This is a genomic window from Mycobacterium avium subsp. avium (genome assembly GCF_009741445.1).
Classification (GTDB): Bacteria; Actinomycetota; Actinomycetes; order Mycobacteriales; family Mycobacteriaceae; genus Mycobacterium; species Mycobacterium avium.
Genome location: NZ_CP046507.1, coordinates 2,934,235 through 2,957,769 on the forward strand (window position 1 = coordinate 2,934,235; position 23,535 = coordinate 2,957,769).

Genomic DNA, 23,535 nt, shown 5'->3' on the forward strand with positions numbered 1-23,535 from the left:
ATGGTGAAGGTAATGCAGGGCTTTCGGGTCCTCGAGGTTGCGCAGTTCACGTTCGTCCCGGCCGCCGGCGCGATCCTGGCGGACTGGGGAGCCGACGTCATCAAGGTCGAGCACCCGGTGCGCGGCGACACCCAGCGCGGCTTCGTGAACATGGGTGGCATCCAGGTTGATCCGGAGCGTCACCCGCTGATGGAGCACCCCAACCGGGGCAAGCGCAGCGTCGGGGTCGACGTGTCCACGCCGGGCGGCCAGGAGGTGATCTACGAACTGGCCAAGACTTCCGATGTGTTCCTCACCAATTACATGCCCGCGCAGCGTCGCAAGCACAAGTTCGACGTGGAGCACATCCGGGCGGTCAACCCGAACATCGTGTACGCCCGCGGTTCGGCGTACGGGGACAAGGGCGCCGAGCGTGACGTCGGCGGTTACGACGGGACGGCGTTCTGGACGCGCAGCGGGATCGGCTACGCGCTGACGCCGGAGGAGTTGGGCGGCGCACTGGGACAAGGCATTCCCGCATTCGGCGATTCCATCGGCGGCATGTTCATCGCCGGCGGGATCTCGGCGGCGTTGCTGCACCGTGAACGCACCGGCGAGGCCGTCGAGCTCGACGTGTCGCTGCTGAGCACGGCATGGTGGGCGGCGGGCGCCAGCGTGACGCAGGGCATGGAGACCGGCGAAGTGATGCGCACCCCGATGCCGGGTGCCGGGGCGCCGTCGGTGAATCCGTTCATGGGCAACTATGAGACTTCCGACGGCGGCACCATCAACCTGTGCATCATCAGCCCGACCGGGCTGATCCGCGACACGTTCGAGCACCTCGGCATCCCCGAGGCGGCCGACGATCCCCGGTTCTGTGATGTGCTGCCGTTGATCCAGAACGCCGACGCGGCCGCCGAGCTGATCGCAAAGGCGTTCGCCGCCAAGCCCTTTGACTATTGGCGCCAGCATCTGAAGACGATGAAGGGCCAGTGGGCACCGTTCCAGAGCCTGCTCGACCTGATCGACGACGAGCAGGCCATCGCCAACGACATGATCGCCGAGGTCGAACTCGCCGGCGGCGGAAAGCCTTTCCGCGTGGTGCGCGGTCCGGTGCAGTTCAATCACGAGCCGCTCGCCACGACGAGGGCACCCCAGGCCAGTGAGCACACCGAGCTGGTGCTGATGGAGTTGGGGATGGACTGGGACCGCATCGAGGAGCTCAAGAATGCAGGAGCCATTGCGTGAGTGCGAGTCGCGCCGCGACGATGCAGAGCGAAGCGATGAGGAGGAGCGGCGCCAATGAATGACGTCGCCATCATCGGCGTCGGCCTGCACCCGTTCGGCCGCTTCGAGGGCAAGTCCGCGATGGAGATGGCCGTCGACGCCATCCAGCTCGCGGTGGCCGACGCGGGTGTCGAATGGAAGGACATCCAGGCCGCCACCGGGGGCAGCTGGACGGTGGCCAACCCGGACGCGATCGTCGGCATGGTGGGGCTTTCGGGCATTCCGTTCACCAACGTGTTCAATGCCTGCGCGACCGCGGCCAGTGCCGCCAAGGCGTGCGCCGACGGGATCCGGCTCGGTGACTACGACATCGGCATCGCCATCGGCCTGGACAAGCACCCGCGGGGTGCGTTCACCGAGGACCCGGCCCTGGTGGGGATGCCGCGCTGGTATGCCGAGAATGGGCAGTACCTCACCACACAGTTCTTCGGCATGAAGGCCAACCGCTACCTGCACCAGCACGGCATCTCGCAGCGGACCCTGGCCAAGGTCGCGGCCAAGAACTTCCGCAACGGCGCCCGCAACCCGAATGCCTTCCGGCGCAAGCCGATCCCGGAGGATGAGATCCTCAACTCGCCGATGCTGAACTACCCGCTCACCCAGTACATGTTCTGCGCGCCCGACGAGGGCGCGGCGGCGGTGGTGATGTGCCGGGCCGACATCGCGCACCGGTACAGCGCCAAGCCCGTCTATCTGCGCGCGGTCGAGGTGCGCACCCGCCGCTACGGCGCCTACGAGGTGAACACCACCTTCGCCCCGGTCGACGAGGATGTGGCGCCCACCGTGTACGCGGCGCGGGCCGCGTTCGAAAAGGCCGGTGTGGCACCGCAAGACGTCGACGTGATCCAGCTGCAGGACACCGACGCCGGGGCGGAGATCATCCACATGGCGGAGTGCGGGTTCTGCGCCGACGGCGAGCAGGAGAAGCTGCTCGCCGACGGAGTCACCGAGATCACCGGCGCGATGCCGATCAACACCGACGGCGGGCTGATCGCCAACGGCGAACCGATCGGCGCGTCCGGCCTGCGCCAAATCCACGAGCTGGTGCGGCAATTGCGTGGCGAAGCCGGCGATCGGCAGGTGGCCGGTGAGCCGCGCGTCGGGTTCGCTCAGCTCTACGGTGCCCCGGGTACCGCGGCGGCCACCATCCTCACCACCTGACCGTCGCCGAGCGTGCACCCAGCGCGAAAAAGTGCGCGGAATTTCGCGGCCAGTGCACGTTCGGCGCGCAGGAGGCGCGGCAGGAGGCGCGGCAGGAGGCGCGCCGGCACCCGCCGTCAGCTGGCGCGCTGGGCCACCGGCGCGTAGGCCGGCTTGCCCAGGCCGAGCATGTACTGCGCGATCATGTTGCGGAACACCTCGAGGGTGCCGCCGTAGATGCCGACCAGCGGGGCGAACCGGAAGACGTATTCGGAGGCGCCGTCGTCGGCCGCGCCGTCGGTGCCGACCGGCAGCGCGGACGCCGTGCCCAGGATGTCCATCAGGTCCGGGGAGATGTCGCGCATCGTCTGGGCGAGGGCGACGCGTCCGTAGATGCTGGGCGCGCTCAGCGCCGCCTCCATCCGCGCGGCGTTGCGGCCCAACCGATACGCGATCGCCGAATCGTCAATGAGCCTGCGCCCGTGCGGGTCTGGCAGCGTGACCTTGGCCGCGACCTTGTCCAGGGTGTCGGCCATGAACCCGGCCTGGTGCATCATGATCGACACGTCCTGCAGCCCGTCCGGGGCCGCCGCCACCGCCCCGTGCTCGACGTTGAGCGGCTCGCGCAACACGGTCCAGCCGGCGTTCACGTCGCCCAGCCGATACTTGTCGTCGACCCGCACGTCGCTGTAGTAGACGATGTTGGTGCGGTCCCCGTCGACGGTGCGGATGCCCTGGATGTCGATGCCCGGCGAGTCCAGCGGCACCAGGAACATGGTCAGGCTCTTGTGCTTCGGCGCATCGGGGTCGGTGTTGGTGATCAGGAAAACGTATTGGCAGTTGTGCGCCCCGGTGGTGAACATCTTGGAGCCGTTGATGATCCAGCCGTTGCCGTCCCGGACCGCCCTGGTCTTGCAGGTGGCCACATCGGATCCGCCCTCGGGTTCGGTATAGCCCAGGCACAGCCGCACGTGCCCGCTGAACACGCCGGGCAGCACTTCCCGCTGTAACTCCTCGGACCCGAACTTGGCCACCGAGCGGGCCACCATGGCGGTGGTCCCCCAGGTCACCCAGGGCACGTGGGCGCGTCGTTTCTCCAGCTCCCAGATGCGACGTTGCACCCGGCTGAAACCGCCCTCGGCCTCGGGCTTCCATTCGCGTTCCAGATAGCCGGCCGCACCCAACGCCAGGTGCACGCCCTCGTCGAAGTTGTCGCCGGTTTCCCGGTCCCGGCGCCTGACCTCGTCGGTCACATGGGTGCGCAGGAACTCGCGAGCCTCGTCCAGGAATCGCTGGTCCTCGTCGGACAGCGTGACACGTGAGAAGTCCACCTATGCGCCCTTTCCGCTTTCCCGTGCGGCGACGAGCTCGCCGATGTACTTCGCGCTGGCCCCGGGATCCCCGCCGGCCAGCGCCCAGCCGCGGGCCCGCACCAGATACGCCGTCGCCGCCGCCTCCGCCGAAACACCAAGCCCGCCTTGCACATGCACCGCCATGGTGGCCGCCTTCGCCGCTTCCTCGGCCATGAACACGAACGCCGAGGGCGCCAGCTCCGGCCGCTCGTCGGGCTCGTTGTCCAGGAACCAGGCCGCGCGCCGGGCCAGGTTGCGGCCGCCCTGCACGGTGATCGCGATGTTGGCCAGCGGGTGCGAGATGCCCTGCAGCGTCGAGATCGGCACCCCCAGCGTGTAGCGGGTCTTGGCGAACTCGGCCGCGATCGTCATGGTCTCCTCCACCAGGCCGACCAGCGCCGCGGCGGTGAGCACGCGCCACTCGTCAAGTGCGCGTTGATATTCCGCGAGTGCATCCGATCCGCCGGCCAGCACGGTGCGGGTGTCGGCCGCCGCCGGATCCACCCAGGCCATGGGCAGCCGGCCGATGTTGTCCACCTTCGCGGGGCGGGTGCCGAAGCTCAGCGCGACGACGTCGTCGCCGTCGCGCACGATGATCGCGTCGGCGATCGACCCGGTCGGGATGAGCCGGGGCCCCGACAGGCTGTCGTGCTGCGGATCGAACCCCGCGAGCCGCTTGCCGTGAACGACATCGGGTTCCACCGCACCGAGCCGGGCCAGCAGCCGGGCGGTGCAGACCTGGTCGATCCACGGCACCGGCGCCAGCGACCTGCCGATCTCCTCGGCCACCAACGTCAGGTCGACCAGCGTCGCCCCGTCGCCGCCGGCGGATTCCGGGACGGCCATGCTCGTTGCGCCCATGGCGCACAACCGCTCCCACAGGTTCTTGTCGAAGCCGGTCTCCTCCGCGGCGCGTACCGTCTCGATCGGGCAGTGCGTCGTGAAGAAATCGCGGTAGGCCGCCTGCAACGCCTGGTGATCGTCGGTCAGGCTGTAGTCGAGCCTGCGCAGTTCATAGCGGTCCATACTCAGCCTTCCTTGTGGCCACCGAAGAAGAATTCGTGCGCGTTGTTGTAGAGGTAGTTTTCCAGCACGTCGGCGGGCAGATCCAACCCGGCCGCCTCGGGGACGACGCGATGCATTTTGAGCACCGGCCAGTCGGACGCGAAGATGACCTTGTCCTGCCCGCGGGTACGCATGTAGTGCAACAGGCTCTCCGGCAACCGCTTTGGCGACCAGGCCGACGTCATCAGGCGCAGGTTGGCGTATTTGAGCAACAGCCTGATGGCGACGTCCCACCAAGGGTCCGCGCCGTGGATCATGCACAGCTTGAGTTCCGGGAAGCGCACGCAGACCCGGTCGAGGTGGATCGGATTCTGCACCTCCCCCGGGATCGGGGGCCCGGGAATGCCGGTGTTGACGCACAGCGGCAGCTCGAGCTCGGCGCACTTGGTGTAGAGCGGATAGTAGACGGCGTCGCTGGGCGGATACTGGCCATCCCCCCAAAAGCTCGGTCCTACAGCGGCATACGCGACGGGCAGGTCGGCGACGACGGCGCCGAGCTCGCGCAGGGACGGGATCGGCCGCAGCAGGTTCACCCCACCCATCGCCAGGGCGAAACGCTCGGGCTTGTCCTCGACGAACTTGCGCGCGGTCACCGACGGCTTGGCCAGGTTGTCCATCAGGATGGCTTTGCGCACCCCCTGGGCGTCCATCTCGTCGATCAGCTCGGACAACTCGACGGGCGCGAACATCGACGCCGGTCCCTTGAAGTAGTCGTCGCGCACCTTGAGCATCCACGTCGGCTGCTTCTCGGTCTCGCCGAAGTGCACGTTGACCAGACAATCGATTGCTTTCATGTCGACATCGGCGCCTTCTCGCTAGCTTCGGTGACAGCGTGACGTTTGGCCCAACGGTAATCCGCCTTACCGTTGCCCAGGCGCTGAACCGCAGCGACGAACAGAAATTCCTTGGGCGCCTTGAACCGCGCCAGCCGCGACGTGCAGTGCGCGTGCAACTCGTCGGCGGCGGCACCGGTTCCGGCACGAAGTTCCACCAGCGCGACGATTTCCTCGCCCCAACGCCCGCTGGGCCGCCCGACCACCAGCGCGTCGGCGACGGCCGGGTGGGCGCGCAGCACCTCCTCGACCTCCTCGACGAAGACCTTCTCCCCACCGGTGTTGACCACCAGCGAGTCCCGCCCGAACAACCGCAGTGTTCCGTCGGGTTCCAGGGCGGCGCGGTCTCCGGAGATCACCACTTGTTTGCCGTCGATCACCGGAAAGGTCTTGCGGGTGGCGTCGGGATCGTCGAAGTACCCCAACGGGATTCGTCCCTCGCGGGCGACCCAGCCCAGCTGCGGCTCGCCGGGGGAAAGGAAGCGGCTGTAGTCCTCGGCGAGCACCAGCCCACCCTCGCGCAGTGTGAAGGTGTCGGTTCGGGTGCCGGTTCGGCTGTGGCCGAATCCCATGTTGCCGGTCTCCGACGACCCGTAACCGTTGATGAGAGTGATGTGGGGAAGCAGCTCCAGCAGGGCCTGCTGGTATTTGGCGTTGGTTGCCGCTCCCCCGGTGCCGATGGCGTACAGCGACGACAAATCATATGAGCCGCGCCGCAATTCGGCGACCAGCGGTGCCGCGTAGGCGTCGCCGACCATGGTCATCATCCCGACCCGCTCACGCTGGGCGGTCTCCCACACCGATCGCGGGTCGAGCTTCTTGCCGGTGTCGTAGAGCACCACGGTGGTCCCCGACATGATCGCCGCGAACGCCGTCCACATGCCGGCCGCGTGCATCAGCGGCGAGACGGCGAACCACGGCGCCCCGGCGGCGCCGCTGACCTTGTCGCGGATCTCCTGAGCGCAGGCGTGATCCGCCCCCACCATCGACGACACGTAGATGTCGGACTGGCGCCACAGCACCCCCTTGGGCCGGCCCGTCGTCCCGCCGGTGCAGATCATCAGCAGATCGTCAGGCGATCCCGGCACCGGGTGACCGGTATCGCCTTGGGCCAGAGCATCATTTAGCGACACCGCGCCCGGCAGTTGCGGGGCCTCGCTGCCGTCGTCGACCGCGATGAGCAGGTCGACGTCGCCGCGGCCGAGGACGTCGGCGAACTTCGGCCCCAGCCCGCGGTGGTAGATGACCGCCCGCGGTCTCAGGTAGTCGAAGAGCTCACCGACCTCACGCGGCGTGTAGTGGTAGTTGACGTTCACCGGCACGGTGCGCGCCTTGAGGCAGCCGACGACCATGTCCGGGTACAGATCGTTGTGCATGACCAGGGCGACCCGGTCCTGCCCGCACTCCCAGTTCTGCAGGACCGCGCGTTCCCGGTGCACGCCCAATCCGTTGCCGGACAGGAAGTTCGCCAACCGGCGGGTGCGGTCCGCCGACTCGGCGAACGTGCTGCGGCGGTCGCCGCACACCGTCATCGTGCGGTCGGGGATGACGTCGGCGATTTCGTCGAGAACCGCCCCTATGGTCCATTCGCTCACGGGCGTCGTCGGTTCCGGATACTCAGGCGGCCGAGCCAACTTGCACGCCGAGCAGATCGAGGGCGTTGTCCCGCATGATCTTTCGAATGTCGGACTCGCTGAATCCCTTCAGTTCCGCGGTGAACGACACCGGCGATGCGAGGCCTTCGCCGTGCGGCCAGTCGGAACCGAACAGGATCTTGTCGACGCCGATGACCCGCGCCAGCTCCGGCAGGTCGTCCTCGTAGTAGGGGGCGATCCACACGTTGTTGCGCAGCTGTTCCACCGGGTCCTCGGGGAAGTACTGGGGCTGGGTGTTGGCCGCCTTCTTCAGCCGCTTGATCAGCCGATGCACGAAGTACGAACCGTTTTCGATGCTGACCGCCTTGAGTTTGGGGTGCCGGGTGAACACGCCGTGCACGATCATCGAGGCCATCGTGTCGTGGATCGCCCGGTCGTCGAGCAGCACCTGATCCAGCGGGTCCTTCGCGCCGAAGCCCTCGAACGTCGACTTGCCGCCCCAGGCCGCCGCGATGTGCAGATAGCCGCTGTCGGACAGGTGAAATCCCACCGGCACCCCGGCTTCGGCCAGCCGGGCCCACACCGGGTCGTGGCTGCGATCGCCCAGCGACCGCGGCTTGACCAGGCCGGGCACCGGCGCCGGGCGCACCAGCACCAGCTTGGCGCCGCGGGCCAGCACGAAGTCGACCTCTTCGACCGCCCTGGTCGGATCGGCCAGCGAGACGATGGGCGCGGCGATGATCCGGTGATCGGGCCGGTCGAAGCCCCAGTCCTCGTCGAGCCACAGGTTGAACGCGTGCACGGACGCCATCGTCGCCTCGATGTCGTGCTTGAGCGCCTCCTCGACCCCGCAACCGAACGTCGGCAACATGAACGCCGTCTCGATGTCCTGCTCGTCCATCACCGCGATCCGGGCGTCGCGGTTCTGGTACTCGGGGTGATCGGCCAGCCGCTCGACCTTCATCAGCGACGCCGGGTCGACGCCGTCGGGGATCTCGCCGCGGAACAACAGGTCCAGGCAGCCCGGCACGATGATCGGGTCGAAGGTGGGGTTGGGGATGAAGTGGTTGACCCGGTCGCCGATCACCGCCCAGGTGCGCTTGCCGTCGCTGAGCATCTGGACGCCGCGGCGTTTGAACTTCTTGTCGAGGTGGCGGGTGAACGAGTCCAGCGGCTCGTAATAGTGGTTGTCGACGTCGATCACGCGATAGTTCAGGGCGGTCATGATGATCCTTTCCGGCGGGTCAGGTGGCCAGGGGTGGGAACCGCGGCGGCCGCTTCTCCAGGAAGCTGGTGATGCCCTCGATGACGTCGGGGCGCTGCAGCGACTCGTGCATGAGGGTTTCGGCGCGGGCGCTGACGTCGACGACGTCGCGCAGCGCGTCGTCGTAGGCCTGCCGCTTGATCACCGCCAGCGACGCCGGCGAACAGTTGCGGGCGATGTCGTCGGCGTAGGTCAGGGCGCGGGCCATCAGCTCGTCGGGTGCGACGATCTCGTTGACCAGCCCGAGTTTTGCGGCCTCCTCGGCGAAGAAGGTGCGCCCGCTCAACAGCAGGTCCATCGCCGCGCCCCAGCCGGCCAGCCGCGGCAGGATCCAGGTGATGCCGTACTCGGCGATCAGTCCCCGGCGGGTGAACGCGGTGGCGAACTTGGCGCCGGCGGCCGCGAACCGCACGTCGCACATCAGGGCGTGGGTCAGCCCGATGCCGACGCAGGCGCCGTTGATCGCGGCGATGATCGGTTTGCGCAGTGCGGTCAGGAAGTGGGGATGGCGATCGCCGACCAACGCGGTGACGTCGGTGTCGCCGTCGCCCAGCTTCGCATCGATGGATCCCGCGCCGCCCAGGTTGGCGCCCGCGCAGAACCCCCGACCGGCGCCCGTCAACACGATCACCCGGACCGCGGGGTCCGCCTCGGCGCGGTCGATGCACGCGTAGAAGCCGCTCGAGATGTCGGGTCCCCAGGCGTTGAGCCGCTCGGGCCGGTTGAACGTCACGACCGCAACGCCGGTTTCCGTGGTCTGGTACAGCACCGCCTCGTCGGTGACCACATGGTCGGCGGCACTCATCAAGGCGTCCCCTCACAGCTGACCCGGCAGGGCTGACCCGGCAGGCAAGTTTGTACCCATACTGTATACCTATCGGTAGCGCATTCCACAACTGCGGTATGGCGCGCGTGAACCGGGACTAATCTGCGATTTTCGCCGCGCCGCCTGCCGCGCCGGCCACGTGGCTGCCGTGGGTACCGCCGGGTGCTGACGGCCCGGCCGCGCGGAGCGCAGTCGTTGTGGCGAGGGCCACGCCGGCGCCATGTTTGCCCCCGGCGGGACGACGGGAACGTCCGTGGAAAGAACCGACCATCATGGGGGAAGGAGACGCAATGGTTGACGTCAAGAGCGGCCCGGTCGAGCTGGTGCAGGGCATCGTCGACGACGTGCTGGGCAGGGCCAAGCAGGTCATCGGCATCATCATCGGCCACAACGGCCTGATCGAGCAGGGCAAGGCCCAGCAGGACAAGGCGGATGCTCAGCGCAGCGCCGGCAAGAAGGAAGCCGCCGCCGAGAAGGCCCGGGGCAAGGCCAAGGCCTACGAGCAGCGCGAACGGGCCGAACAGCAACAGTGAGTGACGCGAGGCGGGCCCGGTCGACGACCGGGCCCGTTTCCGTGTAACCGCTTCTACCGCAACGCCGTTGCCAGGAGGCCCAGCCGCTGGTAGGCGTTCTCGATCTGGGCCTTGGCCTCGGCGGGCAGCTCGGCCTGCGGGGGACGCGAGTGCGGGTAGGCGCCGGTCGGCAGCCCCAGCAGCGAGGCGGCGTACTTGAACGCCCCGCCCCAGTGGGTGAAGTAATCGGCCCTGCCCGGGTAGCAGGTCCACCACGGCCCGACGTCCAGGTCGAACTGGTCCAACCCGGATTCCCGGCCGTAGTCCATCGCCTCGATGAGCTTGCCGCTCTGCACCAAATCCCAATATTCGGAGAACAATCGGCGCTGCGGGGTCTCGAACAGGTAGCCGGCGGTACCCAGCTGCGCCGGGCACACGATCCCGTCGCGCAGCCACCCGGCGCGGTACACCGTCTTGTCGCATTCCCAGAGCACCAGGCCGGGTGCCAGCTCGTGCAGCAGCCGGCTGGCCCCCGGCCGGAAGGCGCCTTCCTTGGTGGCGCACACCGCGGGAACCTCGTGATAGATCCGGGCGCTTTCGGCCGGCGTCAGCACGTAGCCCGACGACGGCGAGTTGAACATGCCCAGGGCGATGTCGGTGCGCGCCGCCACATACTCGAAGAAGCGCAACACGCCTTCGCCGCCGTGGGCCTCCATCATCGGCGTCTGGATGTAGGCGATGTCGGCGCCCACCTGCTGGGCGTGCAGCGTCAACTCCACGCAGTCCTTCGCCGACATGGCCGCCGTGCAGGCCTGGATCACCACGTCGGGATTCGCGGCGCGTCCTTCTTCGATTGCCACTTCCAGCAGGCGTTTTCGCTCATCGAGGGTCAGGGCCCAGAACTCGGCGATGCCGCTGGTGCACCACAACATCGGGTGGCCGAGATCGCCGACGCAGTAGCGCACCAGTTCCCGGTAGGCGTCCCAGTCGATGTCGTCGCCGTCCGGTCCGCAGAACGGGGTGTAGAGGGAGTCACCGATCCCCCGCAATGCGCCGCGCGCCCAGGTGCGCGCGTCTGCTGCCGTAGCCACAGTCGACTCCTTTTGTCTGCCAATCGTTTTCTTTCACCGCCGGTTCAGGTGAAGTCCGAACCGCCGTCGACGTTGATGTTGGCGCCCGTCATGTAGGAGTTGCGTCGTGAGGCCAGGAACGCCGCGACCGGTCCGATCTCCTCCGGCAGGCCGGCGCGCGGCATGTGCGCGGGATGACCGAAATGCTTGCCGATCGCCTCCATCAGGGCGTACGGGTCGCGCCCGTCGACGCCCACCGAATTCGCCCAGCCCACCAGCGATTCCGACGCGATGCTGCCCGGCGAGATCACGTTGACCAGGATCTCGTCCTTGGCCAGCAGCAGGGACAGGTTCTTGGAAACACTCGTCAGCATCGATTTGGCCGCGGTGTAGGCGGGCAGCAGCACGCTTTGACGCTGCGTCGAATGCGCCGAGAAGTTGACGATCCGCGCCCATTGCGCCTTGCGCAGCAGCGGAAGTGCCGCACGGACACAGCGCACCATGCCCAGCACCCCGTCCTCGACGGCCTGGCGCCACTGCTCGTCGGTCAGGTCCTCGAACGTGCCGGCCGCGCCCGGCCCCACCGTGATCACCAGAGCATTGAGTTCGCCGTCCCAGCGCCGCGCGAGCTCGCCGAACGCCTGGCCCACCGCGGCGTCGTCGCCGATGTCGGCGACCAGCCCGAGCGCGTCCGGGCTGCCGCGTCGGGTGAGATCGGTCACCGCCGAGTCGAGGGCGTCGCGGCTGCGGCCGATCACCGCGACCCGCGCGCCCTCATCGGCCAGGCAGCGCGCCGTCGCCAACCCCATCCCGCGGCTGCCGCCGACCACCACCGCGGCGGCATTGGCCAGCCCTAGATCCATTGCTCTAGCCTGGTCATTTTCGCCTGTCCAGCCGATTTACCAAAAAGCCTACGATAGGTATTACAGTAGCAGAGGGAAATTGCGACACGTAAGCGTATACGCAGGTCAGAACCGAGGAACCGGTAAATTCGAGTTTACCGGCTGCGCCGCCGCCGGACCGCATGCACGGAACAGATTTTGATGGAGGTGCCCGTAGTGGCAAAACAGGCAACCGCCGACAAGCGCCAACGACGCGAGCGCGGGTCCATCAATCCCGATGACATCATCACCGGCGCTTTCGAACTCGCGGAGCAGGTGTCGATCGACAACCTGAGCATGCCGCTGCTGGGCAAACATCTCGGTGTCGGTGTGACGAGCATCTACTGGTACTTCCGCAAGAAGGACGACCTGCTCAACGCCATGACCGACCGCGCGCTGAGCAAGTACGTGTTCGCCACCCCTTACGTCGAAGCCAGCGACTGGCGCGAGACGTTGCGAAATCACGCCCGTTTGATGCGTAAGACGTTCATGGGCAACCCCATTCTGTGCGACCTGATTCTGATTCGGGCGGCGCTGAGCCCCAAGGCGGCGCGGCTGGGGGCCCAGGAGATGGAAAAAGCGGTGGCCAATCTGGTGCAGGCCGGCCTGTCACCGGAGGACGCGTTCGACACCTACTCGGCGATCTCCGTTCACGTGCGCGGTTCGGTGGTGCTGCAACGGCTCTACGAAAAGAATCAGTCGTCCGACGTCGGGCCGCGCGCCATCGAGGACGCCGTTGCCATCGATCCGGAAAAGACCCCGCTGCTGGCTCAAGTGACCCGGATCGGTCATCGCATCGGGGCGCCCGACGAAACCAATTTCGAGTACGGCCTGACCTGCATCCTCGACCACGCCAGCCGGCTGATCGAGGAGGGTAAGGGCGCTAAGGCCGGGCCGTCGCGGCAGCGCAAGCCCGCCAAGTCGTCGGCCGCGCGGGGCCGCACCAAGGCGCCGGCGAATCGCTGACCGTTCCCGAAAAGGCTTGTCACGCCTCGGGTTCCGGCACGTGGAAGTGCTCGTCGCGAAGCCGGAACGCTTCCTTGGCGCCGTGCTCGGCGCGGGTCTTGACGAAGTTGAACTCCCCCGGGGCGAATTGCAGGTTGGTGCCGAAGGCATGGAACAGATAGCTGGCGACCTCCTCGCCCTGATACGCCTGGCTCTGCTCGACCAGCCGGAAGGCCTCCTTGGCGATCACCACCCCGTCGGCGGGCATCTTCGCCGCCTTCTCGGCCCAGTAGCGCGCCCGGGCCGTCACCGCAGCGGGATCGCAGGTGTCGGTGAAGATTCCGAGGTGTTCGACCTGCCCGGCGTCGATGATGTCGCCGGTCAGCAGTAGGCGCCGAGCCAGCACCGGCCCCAGCCGGTGGAAGAACATGTGCAGGCTGCCGAGCGCGGGGCCCAGGAAGCGGGTGGCCGGCATGCCGATCTTGGTGTCCCGCGCGATCACCGAGATGTCGGTCATCAGCGCCATCTCGAAGCCGCCGCCGAGCGCGTAGCCGGCGATCTCGCCGACCGTCACCTTCGGGAAGCCCATGAAATTGTGGTAGAAGCCAAAAGACTTGCGGTCCACCGTGAGTCGCCGACGCTGGCTGGGGCGGCGCCGGGTGGACTCGTCCGCGTTGCGTGACGTGCCGTACCAGCCGTAGGCGTTGTTCATGTCGGCCCCGGTGGAAAAGACCCCCTCGGCCCCGCGCAGCAGCACGACGGTGAGGTCGTCGTCCTCGGCGACGCGATCCAGGCAGCGGGCGATGGCCTCGCGCATGGCGGCGTCGTAGGAGTTGCGCTGCTTGGGATTGTTCAGCGTGATCGTCGCGATGCGGTGCTCGGCGTCGACGTCGAAGAGCACGCGATCGTCGGAGGTGCTCGAGGCGGTCATGTGTCGGACTCCTTAGGGTTGAAGGGGTCTGGGATTGGATGTCCTGGATGCCCAGGACGGTGGGGTGTGGCTAATGTGTTGTTGCAACGGTTGTTGCTTGAAAGGAATGGCCGCCCTGCCGTTTTGGACGGTCCTGGCCACTGATTGAGATCTGACGCGTACTCGATGACGCTGCTCTAAGGACCTGTTGGCGGGGTTGTCCGCGGGGACTGCGACGACAGGAGTAGCGGTATGGCCGAACCCGACCGAGTGTGGGTGGGTATCGACGTCGGTAAGTCCACTCATCATGCGTGCGCGATCGATGACACCGGAAAGGTGGTGTGGTCGAAGAAAATCCCGAACGAACAGGCCGCGATCGAAGACCTGATCGCCCAGGGCGGCCGGATTGCTAACCACGTGGTGTGGGCGATCGATTTGACCTCGCCGCCGGCGGCGCTGCTGATCGCCGTACTGCTGAGCGCGAAAGCCGAGGTGGTGTATGTGCCGGGCCGCACGGTTAACACGATGAGTCATGCGTTCCGCGGCGAAGGCAAGACCGACGCCAAAGACGCGCGGGTAATCGCCGAAACCGCTCGGCACCGACGAGATCTGTCCCCGGTCGTACCCGGCGAAGACCTGGTTGCCGAATTGCGGTCGCTGACCGCATACCGGTCGGATCTGATGGCTGACTGGGTGCGAGGCGTGAACCGGCTGCGCTCGATGCTCACCGCCATCTTCCCTGCTCTGGAAGCTGCGTTCGACTACTCCACCCGCGCGCCGTTGATCCTGGTATCCGCTATGTGCACTCCGGGCGAAATCCGGTCGGCAAAAAGAGCTGGCGTGATCAAGCACCTTCGGAAAAACCGGGCATGGCCCAACAACATCGACACGATCGCCGACAAGGCGCTCGCCGCGGCAGCAGGCCAGATAATCACCCTTCCCGGCGAAGCCGGAACCGCCGCGCTCATCAAGCAACTCGCAGCACGGCTGCTGGACTTGGATCGGCAGATCAAGGACATCGATAAGCAAATCACCAACAAATTTCGTGAGCATCCCAGCGCCGCCATCATCGAGTCGATGCCCGGCATGGGGCCACACCTGGGCGCTGAGTTCCTCGTAATCACCGGCGGCAACATGGCCGCCTTCACCAACCCCGGCCGACTGGCATCGTTCGCCGGATTGGTACCCGTCCCACGCGATTCCGGCCGTATCACCGGCAATCTGCATCGGCCCAAGCGCTACAACCGGCGCCTGCGCCGCGTGTTCTACCTCGCCGCCCTGTCCAGCCTCAAGATCGAAGGTCCCTCGCGGGCTTTCTACGACCGCAAACGATCCGAGAACCATATCCACACCCAGGCCCTGCTTGCCCTGGCACGCCGCCACGTCGACGTCCTGTGGGCACTGCTGCGCGACAACAGAACCTGGCAACCCCAGCAACCAACCGTGGCAGCTGCCTGACGCACTCACCGGGCGTCCTCACCGCTTGACACGCTCATTGAGATTCCTTTCGGCGCCGGCCGAATCGCGACCCGGCGAGCTGATCCGGGCGCGACGCCAACGTGTTGACCTCGCCGGTGCACAGCACGTCGTCGCCGAGCAACAGCCGTGCGGTCGAGGTGATGCCCCGTTCGCCCTGCGACCGAGTGATGTCGAATGCCAACTCGGTCAGCACCGGCGTCGGCCGGCGGAACGTCACGGCCAGGGAGCGGGTCTTCCCGGACCGGCCGGTGACGCAATTATGGTGCTGGATAACGCAGTCGAAGAACACGGCCAGGAATCCGCCGTGCACCAGCCCCGGCGGCCCTTCGTAGACCAGCGGGAAGTCCACACGCCCCGTTGCCTTTTCGGCATCCAGCCCGGTGAACCGGTACTCGGGGAAACACGGGTTGTAGGCACCGATGTCGGTGGCGTGGTTCAGATAGACCCGCCGCGGGTCATCAGGCATCTCCCCGATGCGCGGCGCATTGTCCGCCGGTGCCGCGGCCGACAGTTCGCTCTCCCACTCGGTGAACTTCGCCAGCATGGCGTCCACCGCCGGGTGCGGATGTTCGAGGGACACCAGCAGCGAGCTGAGCCGCCGGATGGCGGCGGCCGCGGCCACCGTCTGGGCAAGCGGCGCCTCGCCGAACCGGGCGTCACCGCCGGGCGCCGACGCGGGTGCGGCCTGCCCCTCCTCGATCGTCATCGGCGCCGCTCCTCCTCGTCGCTTCGCTGTGCGTCGCCGCCCGCGCGGGTCGCGCTGTCACCGGCTTTCACCGGGGTTGTTTCGCAGGCAGCGTATCCTTGCTAACTTATACAGCGTATCAATCGTATTGCCTACTGTATGGGTAACCGTATCGGTGAAGAAAGGCCGGATTCGACGGTGAGTCAGGGGGCCGACGCGGCCGCAGCCGAGGGTTCGGTGGCGGTGCACCGCCAGGGTGCGGTGCTGCGCCTCACGCTCGATCGCCCGTCGCGGCGTAATGCGTTGACGCAGTTGATGATCGCCACACTGGTCGATGCGTTGACCGCCGCGGCCTCCGACGATTCGCTGCGCGTCGTCCACATCGTCGGCGCCGGGGACGACTTCTGCGCCGGCGCCGACTGGGTGGCCGTCAACGATCCGGGCGGGCCCCGCCCGCGCGCCGGTGATCTGGTGCGCCGCATCCCCCACGCCGCGCACCGGGTGATCGAGCTCGTCGCCGGCATCCAGCTGCCGGTGGTGTGCAGTGTCCGCGGCTGGGCGGTGGGGTTCGGCTGCAATCTGGCGCTGGCCGCCGACTTCACCGTCGCCGCCGCCGACGCGGTGTTCTGGGAGCCTTTCGTCGAGCGAGGATTCAGCCCCGACTCGGGATCCACCTGGTTGTTGGCCCGGCTGGTCGGCCTGGCGCGGGCGCGGCGAATGCTGCTGCTGGGCGAGAAGGTCGGCGGGCGCGACGCGGCCGACTGGGGGTTGATCCACCGGGCGGTCGGCGGCGCCGAACTCGACGACGCCGCCGAGGAGTTGGTGGGCCGGCTGGCCGCCGGACCGACCGCCGCGCTCGGCCTGGCCAAGCAGGCGCTGAGCTTCGGTCAGCACGCAACGCTGAGCCAGTCGCTGACCCAGGAGTTGTTCAATCTGGAATTGTCTTGCCGAACAAGTGATTTCAAGGAAGGCCTGGAGGCGTTCCGGCAGCGACGGGACCCGGATTTCCGTGGCCGCTGACTACAGGCGCCGGGGCGTCGAGCGTGGGCGCCATGCACGAAAAGCGGCGCCCACCCGTACATACGGCCCACGCTCGGTGGCGCCGGGATACGAAGGGATGACTCATGCCCGTTGATTCGTTCGACACGATCAAGTACGAGGTCGACGGGCACACCGCGACCATCACCCTGAACCGCCCGGACGCCCTCAACGCGCTCAGCCCGCACATGATCACCGAACTGCGGGCCGCCTACCACGAGGCGGAGAACGACGACAGGGTGTGGCTGCTCGTCGTCACCGGCACCGGCCGCGCGTTCTGCTCGGGCGCCGACGTCAAGGAGATCCCCGAAGACGGCAAGGTGATCTACGAGCGGCCGTATTTGTCGACCTACGACCAATGGGAGGCCCCGCAGGAAGGGACGCCGCCGTTTCGCACCATGGCCAAGCCGGTGCTGACCGCGGTGAACGGAATCTGTTGCGGCGCGGGCATGGACTGGGTCACGACGACCGACATCGTGATCGCGTCCGAGCGGGCCACCTTCTTCGACCCGCACGTCAGTATCGGCCTGGTGGCCGGCCGCGAATTGGTCCGGGTGTCGCGGGTGCTGCCCCGCTCGATCGCGCTGCGGATGGCGTTGATGGGCAAACACGAGCGGATGAGCGCACAGCGCGCCTACGAGCTCGGGCTGATCAGCGAGATCGTCGAGCACGACCGGCTGCTGGAGCGGGCGCACGAGATCGCCGACATCGTCAATTCCAATGCGCCGCTGGCCGTTCGGGGCACCCGGCTGGCCATCCTCAAGGGGCTGAACGTGCCGCTGCACGAGGCGGAGATCCTCGCCGAGACCTTCCGCGAGCGGGTGTTGCGAACCGAGGACGCGGCCGAAGGACCGAGGGCCTTCGTGGAGAAGCGCCAACCGAATTGGCAATGCCGATGAGCGCACGGTTCGACACCATCCTGCTCGAGGTGGACGCCACCGACCACGTCGCCACCATCACGCTGAATCGGCCCGAGCAGCTCAACGCGTTCAACCGCGCCATGTGTGCCGAGATGGCTCAGGCGTGGCGCCTGGTCAAGCTCGACGACGCGGTGCACGCGGTGGTGTTGCGGGCCGCCGGCGACCGGGCGTTCAGCGCCGGGCTGGACATCAAGACGCCGTACGGTCAGCCCGAAAACATCTGGAACCACGAGGATCCCGGCGAAGCCCTGAGCCCGAAGTGGCAGAAGATGTGGAAGCCGGTGGTGTGCGCGGTCCAGGGCATGTGCACCGCGGGCGCGTTCTACTTCGTCAACGAGTCCGACGTGGTCATCTGCTCGCAGGACGCCACCTTTTTCGATTCGCATGTGTCGGCCGGCCTGGTCTGTGCCCTGGAACCGGTCGGCCTGATGCGTCGCATCGGGCTCGGCGAGACGTTGCGGATCGCACTGATGGGCAACGACGAACGGGTCGGGGCGGACACCGCGCTGCGGATCGGCCTGGTGACGGAAGTGGTTCCCGCCGAACGGCTCTGGGACCGGGCCCACGAGATCGCGGCGACCATCGCCGCCAAGCCCCCGACCGCGACCGCGGGCACGGTGAAGGCGATCTGGGAATCACTGGACAAGCCGTATCGCGCGGCGATGGAGCAGGGCCTCATCTACACCCGGCTGGGCAATCCGCTGGGCACCGCCGAGCTGGCCGCCGGCCGGGACGCCGGTGCACGCGGCGCGGCACGCACACCGAAGATCCGCTGATGCCGCGTCATCCCCTTGTCCAGCGCATCGCCGACGTGCTCGACCTCGAGCCGCACGGCCGCGCCATCGAGTATGGCGGCCAATGGTTTTCCTGGGCACAGCTGGGCGCGACGGCGCGACAGGTGGCCGCTCGCACCACCGGCACCGAGGTGGGGATGCTGCTACGCAACCGGCCCTGGCAGGTGGCGGCGTTCCTGGGCGTGCTGCTGGGCGGCGGAACGGTCGTGGTGGTCAACCCGTCCCGCGGCGACGAGCGCACCAGGGCCGACCTGGCGCGGCTGCGGCTGCCCCTGATCATCGGCGAGCCCGACGATCTGGCCGCCCTGGTGACCGACGACACCCCGACGATGCCGATCTCGCGCCTCGCCGACCCGCCGGGGCCGGCCGCCCCGCCCGCCGCCGCGCCGCGCAGTGTGGCGGTGCGCATGTTGACCAGCGGCACCACCGGCCCACCGAAGCGAATCGACCTGGGCTACGACATGCTGGCGCGCAGCGTGCTGGGCGTCGAGCCGGGCACCGCACCGGCGCCCACCGAACCGCGGCGCGGCGTCGCCATCGTGAACTCTCCGCTGGTGCACATCGGCGGGGTGTTCCGCGTGCTGCAATGCATCGCCGACGCAAGGCCATTCGTGTTGCTGGAACGCTTCGAGCTGAACGCCTGGGCCGCCGCCGTGCGCAGGCACCGGCCCCGCGCGGTGTCGCTGGTGCCCGCCGCGCTGCGCACGGTGCTGCACTCCGACCTGCCGCGCGCCGATCTGGAAAGCATCCAGGTCGTCACGTGCGGCACCGCGGCGCTGACCGTGTCGCTGACGACCGGCGCGTTCACCGAGAAGTACGGCATCCCGGTGCTGACCTCTTATGCGGCAACGGAATTCGGTGGCGGCGTGGCGGGCTGGACCCTCGCCGATCACCGGCGGTACTGGCGGGTCAAACGGGGCAGTGTCGGCCGGGCCAACCCGGGCGCGGCGCTGCGGGTGGTCGCCGAGGACGGAACACCGCTGGGGCCGGACGAAATCGGGCTGATGGAGGTCAAGCCCGGGCAGCTGGGGCCCGACGCGGACTGGCTGCGCACCACCGACATGGCGCGCATCGACGCCGACGGGTTTGTCTGGATCGTCGGGCGCGCCGACCAAGCGATCATTCGCGGCGGGTTCAAGGTGATGCCCGACGACGTGCGCGCCGCGCTGGAAAGCCACCCCGCGGTCGCCGGTGCGGCCGTCGTCGCCCGGCCCGACCCACGACTGGGAGAGACGCCGGTGGCCATGGTCGAACTCCGCGCGCCGTCGACGACCGACGCACTGGTCGAGCATCTGCGAGAGCGCTTGGCGCGCTACGAGATTCCCACCGAGATCGCGATCGTCGACGCCCTGCCCCGAACCCCGTCCGGCAAGGCCGACCTGGCCGCGGTCCGCGGCTACTTCGCCGAGCGGCCGACGGTACTGCGCGACCATGCCCGGTGATTTCGCGACGGTCGGCGCGACGTTGCGGCACCAGGCGCGGTGGCGCGGCGACCACCCGCTGCTGATCTGCGACGCCGAACGGATCAGCTACGCCGAGGCCGACGTCCGATCGGCCGAACTCGCCCGGGGGCTGATCGCCCTTGGCGCCGGCAAGGGAACGCATGTCGGGCTGCTCCACCCGAACGGTGCGCGGTTCGTCGTCGCGATGCTGGCGGCGGCCCGGATCGGCGCCGTGGTGGTGCCGTTCTCGACGTTCGTCACCGTGCGCGAGCTGCGCGAGCAGCTTCTCGACAGCGACGTCGAGATCCTGTTGAGCGCCCGCTCCTTTCGCTCGCACGACTATGCGCGGCGCTTGTCCGAGGCGGTGTCGGAGACCGACTTCGATCCCGGCCGCCGGTTGTTTTGCACCGCGGCGCCGCAATTGCGCCGGGTGCTGTTCGCCCCGCAGACGGTGGGCGCCCCGGGCGGCGGCATCGACCCGGCACTGCTGGCCGCGATGGAGGACGACGTGCAGGCGTGCGATCCGCTGGCCATCGTGTACACCTCCGGGTCGACCAGCACCCCCAAGGGGGTGGTGCACACCCACGGTGCGCTGCTGGAACACCAGCGCAACCTCAACGGAATCCGGGGTTTGACGGCCGACGACCGATTGTTCTGCAATTCACCGTTCTTCTGGATCGGCGGGTTCGCCTTCGGACTGCTGGCCACACTGGTGGCCGGATCGACGCTGATATGCTCCAACGCCACCGACGCCGGGGCGACTCTGGACCTGCTGGAAGCCGAAAAGCCCACCATGACCAACGGTTTCAGCGCGGGGATCGCCCACCTGGCCGAGCACCCGAGCTTTGCCGACCGCGATCTGTCGTCGATGCGGCGGGGGAACCTGTATCCGATCATGGCGGTCGAGGCGCGGCCCGCCGACCCCGAACTGCGGCACAACATGCTGGGCATGACCGAGGCCGGCGGGGTGGTGCTGATCGGCGACGACGAAGCCGACCAGCCCGAGCACCGGCGCGGCTCGTTCGGCAAACCCGCGCCCGGGTTCGAGGCGAGGATCCTCGACCCCGACACCGGGGCCGCCGTCGCGGTGGGTGAGGTGGGCGAACTGTGCATCCGCGGGCCGTATCTGATGCAGCGGTACCACAAACGGAGCCGGGAAGAGTGTTTCGACCCCGACGGCTGGTTCCACACCGGCGATCTGGTGCGCGCCGACGCCGACGGATACTTCTATTTCGCCGGGCGGCTGGGCGCGATGATCAAGACCGCGGGCGCCAACGTCTCGGCGGTCGAGGTCGAAAAGGCGATCGCGGCGGTCACCGGCGGCGCGACCGCCTACGTGGTCGGGATTCCCGATGCCCGGCGCGGCCAGCTGGTCGCCGCCGCGGTGGTGTGGCCGGATGACCGGGCCGCCCTCGATCCGGACGCGCTGCGCGAACGACTCAAATCCGAACTGTCGGCGTACAAGATCCCCCGGCGGTTCGCTTCCCTGCGCCGCGCCGACGTCCCACTGCTGTCCAGCGGTAAGGTCGACCTGCGGCAACTGAGGAAGCTGTTCGATGCCTGAGGCGAGCACACCCACCATCGATCGCCTGGTCAGGTCGCGCGGCGTCGAGTTCGGCGGCAAGCCGATGGTGATCGACCCGGGTTACCGCATCACCTATGACCAACTCGACACCGCCACAAGGGAACTCGCCGCGGTGTTCGTGCAGGCCGGCGTCGGCAAGGGCACCCGGGTGGGATTGATCATGCCCAACAACACCCGTTGGGTGCTGATCGCCATCGCCCTGACCCGCATCGGCGCCGTCCTGGTACCGCTGAGCACGCTGCTGCGAGCCGGTGAACTCGTCGCGCAGTTGCGGGTCGCCGCCGTGCAGTTCTTGGTGAGCGTGGACGAATTCCGCGGTCACCGCTACCTCGACGACGTCGCGGCGGTGCGTTCCGAACTGCCAGCGCTGCAACAGGTTTGGCCGACCGAACAGCTCGACGCCGCCGCGGCCGGCGCGCGGGCCGGCCAGATCGTCGATGCCATGACCCAAACCGTCACCCCCGCGGACCCGCTGGTGATCATGTTCACCTCGGGAAGCAGCGGAACGCCCAAGGGCGTCTGGCACTCGCACGGCAGCGCGCTGGGCGCGGTGCAATCCGGCCTCGCGGCCCGCTGCATCGACGCCGACTCCCGTCTGTATCTGCCGATGCCGTTCTTCTGGGTGGGCGGTTTCGGCAGCGGAATACTGTCCGCGCTGCTGGCCGGCGCCACCCTGGTGACCGAGGAAATCCCTCGACCGGAGACCACCCTGCGATTGCTGGAAAGCGAACGGGTCACGCTGTTTCGGGGCTGGCCGGACCAGGCCGAGACCCTGGCCAGGCATGCCGGCACCGTCGGCGCCGACCTCTCGGCGCTGCGGCCCGGAAGCCTGCAAGCCCTGCTGCCGCCCGAACAGCGCGCCCGACCGGGCGCCCGGGCCACACTTTTCGGCATGACCGAGGCGTTCGGCCCGTACAGCGGTTACCCCGCCGACACCGACATGCCCGTTTCGGCGCGGGGCAGCTGCGGAAAGCCGTTCGACGGCATGGAAGTCCGCATCGTCGACCCCGACACCGGCGCGCCGGTCGGGGCCGGGACCGCCGGCATCATCCAGATCCGGGGACCGCACACGCTGCGCGGCATGTGTGGCCGCAGCCGCGAAGAGTTGTTCACCGTCGACGGCTTCTACCCCACCGGCGACCTGGGTCATCTCGACGACGCGGGGTTTTTGTTCTACCACGGGCGCGCCGACGACATGTTCAAGGTCAGCGGCGCCACCGTCTACCCGAGCGAGGTCGAGCGCGCGCTACGCACCATCGACGGGGTGGACGGCGCCGTCGTCACCAATGTGCCGGGCGCCACGGGTGACCGGGTGGGCGCGGCGGTGGTGTGCCGTGAGTTGACCGCCGCACAACTGCGCGCCGCCGCGCGAAACCTGTTGAGCTCCTTCAAGGTTCCCAGTGTGTGGCTGGTGCTGCGATCCGACGACGACCTGCCGCGCGGGGTCACCGGCAAGGTCGACGTGCGCCGGCTGCGCGAGCTGCTCGCCGACGCCGACCGGCGTCAGGAAACCCGTGTCCAGGGTTGACAGTTCTGCGACTCGAACGCCTTGACCGCGGAGTTGATGTTCGCATACATCGGGCCGATCGAGGTATTCGTCTGCAGCACATGCTCTTTGTTCGCGTCCGCCGTGCTGTAGGTGAACCACGAACACATCGAGTCCTGGGTCGGCACATTGTTGATCCAGACCCCGAAGGCCGAGCCCGAGCCGCCCGTGTGGTAGAGGCCCGGGGCGATGTCGGGGCCCACCACGAAAACACCGGTGCCGGGAATGGGGTCCATCGGGTCGGCGAAGGCCGGGGCCGCGAGCGCAATCGCCGTCGCGGCCACAGCCAACAGGGCCGACGCGCGAAGCTTTGCGGGCATCTCGTTGCCTCCGTTCGTTGCCCACCCCGATGGCAGCGTATGCCCAACCCGGCTGCGCGACAAGAGA

At 68.0% G+C, this 23,535-nt stretch carries 22 protein-coding genes; 11 read left to right on the top strand and 11 right to left on the bottom strand.

What is annotated here, in order from left to right:
- Positions 1-12: 12 nt before the first annotated feature.
- Both MAA44156_RS13530 and MAA44156_RS13535 read left to right on the top strand, forming a co-directional pair.
- Complete coding sequence (locus MAA44156_RS13530; protein ID WP_011724241.1) at positions 13-1,227, top strand: CaiB/BaiF CoA transferase family protein; 1,215 nt, start codon at positions 13-15, stop codon at positions 1,225-1,227.
- 54 nt (positions 1,228-1,281) lie between these two features.
- Positions 1,282-2,427, top strand: coding sequence for a thiolase family protein (locus MAA44156_RS13535; RefSeq protein WP_009975800.1), 1,146 nt, complete (start codon positions 1,282-1,284; stop codon positions 2,425-2,427).
- 116 nt (positions 2,428-2,543) lie between these two features.
- Here the strand turns inward: MAA44156_RS13535 and MAA44156_RS13540 are convergent, their stop codons facing one another.
- Genes MAA44156_RS13540 through MAA44156_RS13565 form a run of 6 tightly spaced genes read right to left on the bottom strand, consistent with a single transcriptional unit; the run spans position 2,544 to position 9,320 of the window.
- Entirely contained in the window at positions 2,544-3,737 is a 1,194-nt protein-coding gene (locus MAA44156_RS13540; RefSeq protein WP_009975798.1) for an acyl-CoA dehydrogenase family protein, read from the bottom strand.
- Positions 3,738-4,784: an acyl-CoA dehydrogenase family protein gene (locus MAA44156_RS13545; RefSeq protein ID WP_003873159.1), complete on the bottom strand. Its 1,047-nt coding sequence runs from the start codon at positions 4,782-4,784 to the stop codon at positions 3,738-3,740.
- A gap of 2 nt (positions 4,785-4,786) precedes the next feature.
- Entirely contained in the window at positions 4,787-5,617 is an 831-nt protein-coding gene (locus MAA44156_RS13550; RefSeq protein WP_009975797.1) for an amidohydrolase family protein, read from the bottom strand.
- Entirely contained in the window at positions 5,614-7,251 is a 1,638-nt protein-coding gene (locus tag MAA44156_RS13555; RefSeq protein ID WP_009975796.1) for an acyl-CoA synthetase, read from the bottom strand. Before MAA44156_RS13555 ends, MAA44156_RS13550 begins: the two co-directional genes overlap by 4 nt.
- 22 nt (positions 7,252-7,273) lie before the next feature.
- On the bottom strand, positions 7,274-8,476 hold the full coding sequence (locus MAA44156_RS13560) for an amidohydrolase family protein (protein ID WP_003873162.1): 1,203 nt from the start codon (positions 8,474-8,476) through the stop codon (positions 7,274-7,276).
- A 19-nt stretch (positions 8,477-8,495) separates the two neighbouring features.
- A complete protein-coding gene (locus tag MAA44156_RS13565; RefSeq protein WP_009975795.1) occupies positions 8,496-9,320 on the bottom strand; it encodes an enoyl-CoA hydratase in 825 nt (274 codons plus the stop codon).
- A 311-nt stretch (positions 9,321-9,631) separates the two neighbouring features.
- Here MAA44156_RS13565 and mbp1 point away from each other — a divergent pair, with 311 nt between their 5' ends.
- Positions 9,632-9,874, top strand: coding sequence for a microaggregate-binding protein 1 (mbp1, locus tag MAA44156_RS13570; RefSeq protein ID WP_003873164.1), 243 nt, complete (start codon positions 9,632-9,634; stop codon positions 9,872-9,874).
- A gap of 53 nt (positions 9,875-9,927) precedes the next feature.
- On the opposite strand, the gene MAA44156_RS13575 is transcribed toward mbp1, so the two are convergent.
- Both MAA44156_RS13575 and MAA44156_RS13580 read right to left on the bottom strand, forming a co-directional pair.
- A complete protein-coding gene (locus MAA44156_RS13575) occupies positions 9,928-10,944 on the bottom strand; it encodes a dihydrodipicolinate synthase family protein (protein WP_023879827.1) in 1,017 nt (338 codons plus the stop codon).
- A 44-nt stretch (positions 10,945-10,988) separates the two neighbouring features.
- The gene (locus MAA44156_RS13580; protein ID WP_009975793.1) at positions 10,989-11,786 is read right to left on the bottom strand and encodes an SDR family NAD(P)-dependent oxidoreductase; all 798 of its coding nucleotides are present in this window, start codon (positions 11,784-11,786) and stop codon (positions 10,989-10,991) included.
- A 180-nt stretch (positions 11,787-11,966) separates the two neighbouring features.
- Here MAA44156_RS13580 and MAA44156_RS13585 point away from each other — a divergent pair, with 180 nt between their 5' ends.
- A complete protein-coding gene (locus MAA44156_RS13585; protein ID WP_009975791.1) occupies positions 11,967-12,770 on the top strand; it encodes a TetR/AcrR family transcriptional regulator in 804 nt (267 codons plus the stop codon).
- A 19-nt stretch (positions 12,771-12,789) separates the two neighbouring features.
- Here MAA44156_RS13585 and MAA44156_RS13590 read toward each other — a convergent pair whose 3' ends face one another.
- Complete coding sequence (locus tag MAA44156_RS13590; protein WP_009975789.1) at positions 12,790-13,680, bottom strand: enoyl-CoA hydratase/isomerase family protein; 891 nt, start codon at positions 13,678-13,680, stop codon at positions 12,790-12,792.
- Between the two features lie 231 nt (positions 13,681-13,911).
- On the opposite strand from MAA44156_RS13590, the gene MAA44156_RS13595 reads away from it, so the two are divergent.
- Positions 13,912-15,117 carry an IS110-like element IS901 family transposase gene (locus MAA44156_RS13595; RefSeq protein WP_009974923.1) on the top strand — a complete coding sequence of 402 codons (1,206 nt, stop codon included), beginning with the start codon at positions 13,912-13,914 and terminating at the stop codon, positions 15,115-15,117.
- 34 nt (positions 15,118-15,151) lie between these two features.
- Here the strand turns inward: MAA44156_RS13595 and MAA44156_RS13600 are convergent, their stop codons facing one another.
- Positions 15,152-15,844, bottom strand: coding sequence for a hotdog family protein (locus tag MAA44156_RS13600; protein ID WP_009975788.1), 693 nt, complete (start codon positions 15,842-15,844; stop codon positions 15,152-15,154).
- A 177-nt stretch (positions 15,845-16,021) separates the two neighbouring features.
- Here MAA44156_RS13600 and MAA44156_RS13605 point away from each other — a divergent pair, with 177 nt between their 5' ends.
- From MAA44156_RS13605 to MAA44156_RS13630, 6 genes are all read left to right on the top strand, one after another.
- The gene (locus MAA44156_RS13605) at positions 16,022-16,843 is read left to right on the top strand and encodes an enoyl-CoA hydratase/isomerase family protein (protein ID WP_009975786.1); all 822 of its coding nucleotides are present in this window, start codon (positions 16,022-16,024) and stop codon (positions 16,841-16,843) included.
- Between the two features lie 104 nt (positions 16,844-16,947).
- Positions 16,948-17,760 (top strand): enoyl-CoA hydratase/isomerase family protein, encoded by an 813-nt coding sequence (locus MAA44156_RS13610; protein WP_009975785.1) that lies wholly within the window; start codon positions 16,948-16,950, stop codon positions 17,758-17,760.
- Positions 17,751-18,557 (top strand): enoyl-CoA hydratase/isomerase family protein, encoded by an 807-nt coding sequence (locus MAA44156_RS13615; protein ID WP_029248428.1) that lies wholly within the window; start codon positions 17,751-17,753, stop codon positions 18,555-18,557. The genes MAA44156_RS13610 and MAA44156_RS13615 overlap by 10 nt, the downstream gene beginning before the upstream one ends.
- On the top strand, positions 18,557-20,017 hold the full coding sequence (locus MAA44156_RS13620) for a class I adenylate-forming enzyme family protein (RefSeq protein ID WP_009975783.1): 1,461 nt from the start codon (positions 18,557-18,559) through the stop codon (positions 20,015-20,017). The genes MAA44156_RS13615 and MAA44156_RS13620 overlap by 1 nt, the downstream gene beginning before the upstream one ends.
- Positions 20,007-21,581 (top strand): class I adenylate-forming enzyme family protein, encoded by a 1,575-nt coding sequence (locus tag MAA44156_RS13625; RefSeq protein WP_009975779.1) that lies wholly within the window; start codon positions 20,007-20,009, stop codon positions 21,579-21,581. The genes MAA44156_RS13620 and MAA44156_RS13625 overlap by 11 nt, the downstream gene beginning before the upstream one ends.
- On the top strand, positions 21,574-23,130 hold the full coding sequence (locus MAA44156_RS13630; protein WP_009975777.1) for a class I adenylate-forming enzyme family protein: 1,557 nt from the start codon (positions 21,574-21,576) through the stop codon (positions 23,128-23,130). Before MAA44156_RS13625 ends, MAA44156_RS13630 begins: the two co-directional genes overlap by 8 nt.
- Here MAA44156_RS13630 and MAA44156_RS13635 read toward each other — a convergent pair.
- Complete coding sequence (locus MAA44156_RS13635; RefSeq protein ID WP_009975775.1) at positions 23,106-23,468, bottom strand: Rv1352/Rv1906c domain-containing protein; 363 nt, start codon at positions 23,466-23,468, stop codon at positions 23,106-23,108. The two genes, MAA44156_RS13630 and MAA44156_RS13635, sit on opposite strands and share 25 nt — an antisense overlap.
- Positions 23,469-23,535: the final 67 nt, after the last annotated feature.

Bases quoted from the DNA above. Each gene is read 5' to 3' on its own strand.
- MAA44156_RS13600 (WP_009975788.1), bottom strand. From the start codon at position 15,844: ATGACGATCGAGGAGGGGCAGGCCGCACCCGCGTCGGCGCCCGGCGGT.
- MAA44156_RS13545 (WP_003873159.1), bottom strand. From the start codon at position 4,784: ATGGACCGCTATGAACTGCGCAGGCTCGACTACAGCCTGACCGACGAT.
- MAA44156_RS13635 (WP_009975775.1), bottom strand. From the start codon at position 23,468: ATGCCCGCAAAGCTTCGCGCGTCGGCCCTGTTGGCTGTGGCCGCGACG.
- MAA44156_RS13615 (WP_029248428.1), top strand. From the start codon at position 17,751: ATGCCGATGAGCGCACGGTTCGACACCATCCTGCTCGAGGTGGACGCC.
- MAA44156_RS13580 (WP_009975793.1), bottom strand. From the start codon at position 11,786: ATGGATCTAGGGCTGGCCAATGCCGCCGCGGTGGTGGTCGGCGGCAGC.
- MAA44156_RS13530 (WP_011724241.1), top strand. From the start codon at position 13: ATGCAGGGCTTTCGGGTCCTCGAGGTTGCGCAGTTCACGTTCGTCCCG.
- MAA44156_RS13535 (WP_009975800.1), top strand. From the start codon at position 1,282: ATGAATGACGTCGCCATCATCGGCGTCGGCCTGCACCCGTTCGGCCGC.
- MAA44156_RS13610 (WP_009975785.1), top strand. From the start codon at position 16,948: ATGCCCGTTGATTCGTTCGACACGATCAAGTACGAGGTCGACGGGCAC.
- MAA44156_RS13565 (WP_009975795.1), bottom strand. From the start codon at position 9,320: ATGAGTGCCGCCGACCATGTGGTCACCGACGAGGCGGTGCTGTACCAG.
- MAA44156_RS13620 (WP_009975783.1), top strand. From the start codon at position 18,557: ATGCCGCGTCATCCCCTTGTCCAGCGCATCGCCGACGTGCTCGACCTC.
- MAA44156_RS13550 (WP_009975797.1), bottom strand. From the start codon at position 5,617: ATGAAAGCAATCGATTGTCTGGTCAACGTGCACTTCGGCGAGACCGAG.
- MAA44156_RS13630 (WP_009975777.1), top strand. From the start codon at position 21,574: ATGCCTGAGGCGAGCACACCCACCATCGATCGCCTGGTCAGGTCGCGC.
- MAA44156_RS13585 (WP_009975791.1), top strand. From the start codon at position 11,967: ATGGAGGTGCCCGTAGTGGCAAAACAGGCAACCGCCGACAAGCGCCAA.
- MAA44156_RS13560 (WP_003873162.1), bottom strand. From the start codon at position 8,476: ATGACCGCCCTGAACTATCGCGTGATCGACGTCGACAACCACTATTAC.
- mbp1 (WP_003873164.1), top strand. From the start codon at position 9,632: ATGGTTGACGTCAAGAGCGGCCCGGTCGAGCTGGTGCAGGGCATCGTC.
- MAA44156_RS13595 (WP_009974923.1), top strand. From the start codon at position 13,912: ATGGCCGAACCCGACCGAGTGTGGGTGGGTATCGACGTCGGTAAGTCC.
- MAA44156_RS13625 (WP_009975779.1), top strand. From the start codon at position 20,007: ATGCCCGGTGATTTCGCGACGGTCGGCGCGACGTTGCGGCACCAGGCG.
- MAA44156_RS13590 (WP_009975789.1), bottom strand. From the start codon at position 13,680: ATGACCGCCTCGAGCACCTCCGACGATCGCGTGCTCTTCGACGTCGAC.